This is a genomic window from Psychrobacillus sp., assembly GCF_056205495.1.
Genome location: NZ_JBAEAP010000289.1, coordinates 1 through 6,776 on the forward strand (window position 1 = coordinate 1; position 6,776 = coordinate 6,776).

General features: G+C 35.9%; 8 protein-coding genes. All 8 read right to left on the reverse strand.

Annotation, left to right across the window (positions count from 1 at the left end):
* A partial coding sequence (locus AC06OU_RS08460) for a peptidoglycan D,D-transpeptidase FtsI family protein (RefSeq protein WP_475855190.1) occupies positions 1 to 1,125 on the reverse strand: 1,125 nt, incomplete at its 3' end.
* A 35-nt stretch (positions 1,126 to 1,160) separates the two neighbouring features.
* The gene (gene ftsL, locus AC06OU_RS08465; RefSeq protein WP_169358980.1) at positions 1,161 to 1,532 is read right to left on the reverse strand and encodes a cell division protein FtsL; all 372 of its coding nucleotides are present in this window, start codon (positions 1,530 to 1,532) and stop codon (positions 1,161 to 1,163) included.
* Positions 1,533 to 2,483 (reverse strand): 16S rRNA (cytosine(1402)-N(4))-methyltransferase RsmH, encoded by a 951-nt coding sequence (gene rsmH, locus AC06OU_RS08470; protein WP_298471949.1) that lies wholly within the window; start codon positions 2,481 to 2,483, stop codon positions 1,533 to 1,535.
* A 17-nt stretch (positions 2,484 to 2,500) separates the two neighbouring features.
* Positions 2,501 to 2,932: a division/cell wall cluster transcriptional repressor MraZ gene (mraZ, locus tag AC06OU_RS08475; protein ID WP_169358978.1), complete on the reverse strand. Its 432-nt coding sequence runs from the start codon at positions 2,930 to 2,932 to the stop codon at positions 2,501 to 2,503.
* Between the two features lie 466 nt (positions 2,933 to 3,398).
* Entirely contained in the window at positions 3,399 to 5,015 is a 1,617-nt protein-coding gene (bshC, locus tag AC06OU_RS08480; RefSeq protein WP_475855192.1) for a bacillithiol biosynthesis cysteine-adding enzyme BshC, read from the reverse strand.
* A 66-nt stretch (positions 5,016 to 5,081) separates the two neighbouring features.
* Positions 5,082 to 5,459, reverse strand: coding sequence for a DUF3397 domain-containing protein (locus AC06OU_RS08485; RefSeq protein ID WP_475855193.1), 378 nt, complete (start codon positions 5,457 to 5,459; stop codon positions 5,082 to 5,084).
* A gap of 1 nt (position 5,460) precedes the next feature.
* A complete protein-coding gene (locus AC06OU_RS08490; protein ID WP_475855194.1) occupies positions 5,461 to 6,336 on the reverse strand; it encodes a 2-dehydropantoate 2-reductase in 876 nt (291 codons plus the stop codon).
* A gap of 131 nt (positions 6,337 to 6,467) precedes the next feature.
* A partial coding sequence (locus AC06OU_RS08495) for a carboxyl transferase domain-containing protein (RefSeq protein WP_475855195.1) occupies positions 6,468 to 6,776 on the reverse strand: 309 nt, incomplete at its 5' end.

Sequence of the window (6,776 nt, forward strand, 5' to 3'; positions counted from 1 at the left end):
AAAGGTTTCGTCACCTATTTTATTTAGTAAAAAGGCCATGGAAACGTTAGAAGATCTTTGGAATCCTTCTAGGTAAGAAATCGTTCCCCAACCAACTACATTATGATCTCTTATTGTACGATCATAAACTTTGTAGGAGCCTGATTTGAATTGATCATTTGGATTCCAAACACCTTCTTCAATAGCAGATGCTAAAGTAAAGATTTTCATTGTAGAACCCGGTTCTATCGTTTGCTCAATGGCTTCATTCAACCAATTGGTCGAAAGTCCTTCTCTCGTATTCGGTTCGAATGTCGGTCGTTGAGACATTGCTAATATCTCACCGGTTTTAGCATTCGCAACAATGGCTGTCATTTTTTCAGGATTATACTTTTCTTCTGCTTTATTCATAGCATCTTCTAAAAAGTTTTCTATTGTTTTGTCGAGCGTCAGGTGAATGTCATAGCCATCTTGTGCTTCTGTGACCATCTTGCTTGCATTAGGAAGTAAAAAGCCTTTTGTATCACTATGATATTCCACTTTACCTGGCACACCAGTAAGCTTTTTATCATAAATATACTCAAGTCCCATTTTCCCCACTGCAATGGCTTCCCCATCCTTGTTCTCTTCCTTGAGAGCAAATCCTATTAAATGAGATGCAAATGTCCCATTAGGATATAACCTTTTTAAATCTTGGCTAAACTGAATTCCAGGAAGTTCTAAACTCTTAATCTCTAACATTTTTTTATGACTAATATCTCTTCCAGCTTTGCCAAACTCGACTTGATACCTGTCCTTTTCAATACCTTTATTTAATATCTCTAGAATTTCTTGCTCTGACATATCAATATATTCTGCAAGTATTCTAGCGGTATCCTCTGGATCCACAACATGTCGAGGGACTTTACTATTACCTGAAACCTCTGCTCTCGTAATTGCAATCATCTTATAGCTTAAAGTATCTTCTGCAATTATCTCGCCATTACGATCTACAATATTACCTCGATTTGCTGGTATTTCTTGAACACGTCCATACTTATCGTCTGCTTTTGAAGCTAAAACTTCCCCTTCTGCTGTACCTGTAACCTGAATAAATACAAAGCGGCTTAGCAATACAAAAAAGAGCCCTCCATAAAGTAAAAACATTAGAAAGGCTCCCCATTGAAAACGAAATTTTTTATTCATTGTCCTGGTACTACCTTTACGTTTTGCTCATTTAGTTTCAAGCCGAGTTCCTCTGCCTTTTTCCAAATTCGATCATAGGTAGATAATTCACGTACTTGTATGGACAAGTCAGTATTTTCTTTTGAAGTAGTATCTATTTGTTGTTCAAGTAAAGATATCTCTTTCGTAGTTGCTCTAACGTCGGTTTGAGTTTGAACAATCATTAACGAAAGCACAGTTACAACGATTAATAATCCTACAAATAAAAACTTTTCACCTTTTGATAGTATTTTACTCTTTATTTTTGCTGGCTTCTTTGGTTGTGGTGGTTGCTCTGGAAAAGAAGGCCTAGCTATGTATGTCTCTGACTGATAGTTACGTAAAGCCATTTAAACACTTCCCTTTTCGATTAGTTTTTCCACAATGCGCAGCTTGGCAGATCTTGAACGGTTATTTACTTCTAGCTCTTCTTTCGAAGGTAAAATTGGCTTTCTAGTTATTAACTTCAGCATAGGTTCCATTCCAGCCGGGATAACTGGTAAGTTTGGCGGTAACTCTGGTAATGAGGACGCCTCCTTAAAGATAGTCTTTGTCAGCCTATCTTCTAAAGAATGGAAAGTAATAACGCTAACTCGTCCTCCCACCTTTATAAGCTGTATTGCATCTTCGAGTGAATCCTCTGCTGCTCCTAGCTCATCATTTACTGCTATACGGACTGCTTGAAAAATTCGTTTGGCTGGATGCCCGCCTGTCCTTCTTGCTGCAGCTGGTATCCCTGCTTTGATTAACTCAACTAACTGGAAAGTAGTTTCGATAGGTGCAGTTTCCCTTGCCTGCTCTATTTTCCTTGCAATCTGCTTGGAAAACTTCTCTTCTCCATAACGGAAAAAGATTTTCACTAACTTTTCATAAGGCCATTCATTGATAACATGGAAAGCTGTTAATTCACTTGTTTGATCCATCCGCATATCAAGAGGAGCATCGTAGTTATAGCTAAAACCACGCTCAGGGGTATCTAGCTGAGGTGAGGAAACTCCTAAGTCATATAAAATCCCATCAACCTTTTCAATACCTAAATCATTTAAGGATTTTTTTAAATATCGAAAATTGGAGTGAACAAAAGTGACTTGATCCAAGTAAGGAGCTAATTTAACTTTTGCATTTTCGATAGCTGTCATATCCTGATCGAAGCAGATTAACCTACCATTTTCATTTAGCTGTTTGATTAAGTATTCGCTGTGACCGGCACCACCTAGTGTGCAGTCAACATAAATTCCATCGGGACGAATAGCTAGCCCATCTACCGTCTCGTGGAGTAGTACTGTTGTATGATGAAACAAGCTCTTCCCTCCATTTCTTATATATCAAAGCCGATCATATTCTCCGCAATGTCGTTAAATGAATCCTCAGAGTCTTCAAAGTATGTTTCCCAGGCTTCCTTCGCCCATATTTCCAGACGGTTGGACACTCCAAGAACAATACACTCCTTGTCCATTTTTGCATATGCTCTAAGATTACTTGGTATATTGATTCGGCCTTGCTTATCAATTTCTACCTCTGTAGCACCAGAAAAGAAAAAGCGAGTAAATGCTCGTGCATCTTTTTTAGTTACAGGTAGTTCTTTTAATTTTTCTTCGAGCTTTCGCCATTCATTCATAGGATAACCAAATAAGCAATTATCAAGACCACGAGTTAAAACAAAACAATCCTCCAAATGCTCTCTAAATTTAGAAGGTATGATTATTCTCCCTTTAGGATCGACGTTATGCTGGTATTCGCCCATGAACATCCTACTCACCCCACTTTATGTCAATAACATACCACATCCCCCCACTTTCCTCCACAATTTTTTCGTAAATTAGTGGAGAAAATTTGAAAATGCGTAATTAGTACTTGTTAAAACACATTTAGAGCAAATATGACAAGGGTTTAGGAGAAAAAAGAGCTACCCATTTTTCTGAAGATTAAACCTATATTTCATTAAATTTGCATTAAATTTAACTAACAATCTATGTAATAGATAAACAACATTTAATATTTCTAAAGAAGAGAAAATTAACAAAAGAACAAATTCATCTTATAATCCCTTATTTTTCGATTTGTAATATGATTTTACAAGTCATAATTTACATCCCATGGATTATAAAAAACGACTTAATTATTTCCCTTTCATCAATTTCAACCCATATAAATAATGCATCTCTCTCAGAAACGAAAAAACTCCTCTCCCAATTAAGGGAGAGGAGCAAGATACATTATATAGATAATACATGATGCTTACCATTAAATTCATATGGAACCTGGAGTAATTCTTCAAGGAGGTTCTGTCCTTTTTCATTTAGTAATTGAATAGGAGAATAAGTTCTTTCCTGCAGACCACCATTAGGCATAAGCTGAATCATTAATTGGTCATAACGATAAATAGAAGAATCTAGCTTGGTTAAAATAGTATCCTCCACTGCGTTCTCCATGAAGGTAAGCTGCTTCGCATGAAAATCTAAGTTTTTTTCTACTAAAGATGTAAGCTTAATGTCATTTCGTTTTAGTAATTGATCAAGCTCTTCATACTTACTTGCTAAATCATCTTTAATTGACTGGATGAACGAGGAGACATCCTTATTTTGATTTTGCTCAATCATCCTAGATTTTGAAAGCTCAACCTCTCCACTCCAAACATCAGGAATTGAGAATTCCAGCTTATCTAGTAGCGATTGCACCTTAGGAGTGACCAAAGATATACTAAGTCGCGGCGTGATAACCGGCATTTTCATATTAAATAATTGAAAGGCATCTTTTAATGTAGCCCAATATGCTATCTCGCCTGGACCACCAATAAAACTTAATACCGGAAAAACCATTTCTTGCATTAATGGTCGGGTAACAACGTTATTACTAAGTTTCTCAGGTTGATCTTTAGCAATCGCTATAAGCTCTTCTTTGGTGAAAGAGAATCCCTTAGCATCATGTACAAAAGAATTACTCTCTCTTTCTAGAAGAAAACGTTCGCCATCCTCTACATAAAACAAATTGGCAGCTGTTTCTTTCGCTTGAATTGGAGTTCCGTACCCTAGTTGGTCAAGCTGTTGTTCCTTTCGAAATACTAAACTTGCCAAATCCGAGGACTGTTCAATCATTTGAACAAAATAGTCAGATTCCAACTGGCGAAGAGGCTTATAAGCTGCATCAACCATAAGAAGTCCTTCTTCATAAAATAATTCGTTCATAATTGCCGAAAAAAATGAAGTGAAGTTAGAATGTTCCTCTACAAAGTGAGTGAACTTTGAGTATAGTTTTTTCGTATGGGATGTTTCAGGCAAGCTTTTGAAAATCTCTTCTAAATAGGCTAGCATCGTTTCTTTCGTAAATGTTGTCTCTGAAGCAATTTTCTTTAACTTCGATTTTTCAGGGAAGACGAGCTTTTGGAGCTTTCTGCTTTTCTCTATGTAAACATGGTTGATTTCATCGATATCATGATCCTCACCAGCTATCCAAAATACAGGAATTACCGGTATCCCTTGTATTTCTCTTTGACGTTTCGCAAGAACGATCACCGAAATGGCTTTATGGATGGAATACATAGGACCTGTTAAAATACCTGCCTGCTGTCCACCAATGACAACCACGCCGTTATCTTTCAATTCCTCTATATGTTTTCTACTTTTCTCAGAAATACCAAACTGGTCCATATAGCTAGTAATTACGCTCGCCAGCTCAACTCTTTTATGTTTTGAGTAATCGGTTTCTTGAAGTCTTTTATTTAAATCCTCTTGGTTCCATTCATAATGAAAAAAAGAGGAAAGACTTGCAGAGTCCTCTAAATATGCTTTATAGAATGGGGAAACAAATGGTTGTGTGTATTGCTCTAATCGCACGATTTTCCACCTCTTTAATATAATCCTTTTAGAGTATATCATTTCATCAGAAAGAGATGAAAATTATTAGCTTATATACTTTAAAACATATCGGATTACTCCGATTATCCATAAAAGAGCGTACATGAAGCAGAGTAGGATGAAAAACAATCTCCACACTTTCCGAAGCAGAGGCTTTATTTCTATCTCTTTTTTCATTTTCCATTCTAGAATGGTCATAATAGTTGCAATAAAAATAGCAAGAATAATTATAATAAATCCTATTTCTTTTTCAAAAATAACATTAAACACATGAGAAACTGAAAAGAATAACAAAAACGTAGTAATATCTGCAGCTATACCAATAGATTTTTTTCTTTTGCGAAACGCATATTTCGCAATCACAAAAGAAATGATAAATAGAATTGCTGGAACTAATACAATGATAGAAACAAGGCTGATCATATCAATCACCTACTTTATTCATTTCTTTTAATAATAAATAAAAAGTATTTAGAATGGGCAATGACTGTTTACGACTCTTAGCTTCGGCTAGGATAGCTCCTACAATAGTATCGACTTCCATCATGCGATTGCTCTGAAAATCCTTAAGCATGGATGAGTAGTTATACTCTGTATTTTGGCAAAGCGACACAACTTCTTCCCAAGCCAATAAGTCGTTCCAATCTTCAAAGGCTTCTATAATTTCTTCATACAGGCTTCGTAATATTTTTTTATATGATTCATTTTTAATTAGTTCACCATTCTGTACACGAGCAATGGTAGTTAAGGGATTTATCAAGCAATTAAGTAATGCTTTTTTAAACAAGATTTGTCTAATATTTTCAGTAAGTTGAAATGGGAATTGCTCTGCCTCAGATTTCAGTAGCTGTTCAAGACTCTGCCACTTTCCTTTATAAAATCCAATTGAAGTCGTTCCAATTCCTAAGTGTTGTACCGTTTCCGGATTTATTTTGGTCGCTCCGTGTAAAACAGAACCTAATAATATATTCGATTGTTTTAAAGTATCGATAAACTGTAAATGTAGTAGACCATTTTGTATAAACAGTAGAGGAGTTTCTTTTGATAAGGAATCTAAATTATTTTTTAATGAAGAGAGATCGTGATACTTAACTGCCACAATAATTATATCCATTTGATGTAGTGCCTCTATAGAATTGACTATCTGACATTCAATTGGTTCAGTAATGTCGTTTGTTTTTATGTATAGTTCTTTTAAGCTCTTATTCCTTACTAAAAAGGATATGTCATGACCTGCTTTAGATAAATAGGCGCCAAATAGCATCCCTACTGCTCCAGCTCCTATAATTCCTATTCGCATACTTCTTCACCTCCAAAAAAATATTATATGGGGAATAAATCTACCATCTAGGGAAGTCGTCCACCAAACGTTTATATTAGGTCATATTTTTAAAAAGGCCTACCTCTAAGGTAGACCTAAGTTTAAAAATATTATACAGGAAGGACTGGGTGTTTTCGAGGTGCAATTGCAATTTCTTTGTCTTCATAGTATCTCAAACGATTAGCAAGCTCGTTACGCAGATCGCTCGGCTTCACAATTTCATCGATAATCATTTCAGATGCAAGCTTATAAATATCTATTTCTTCCTTATATTCGGCATGCTTTTCTTGAACGAATTTCAATCGTTCTTTTGGATCCTCGATTGCTTCAATCTTATTGGAATACACAGCGTTTACCGCTGCCTCAGGTCCCATAACAGCAATTTGAGCGGTAGGAAGTGCGATACACACATCAGGTTC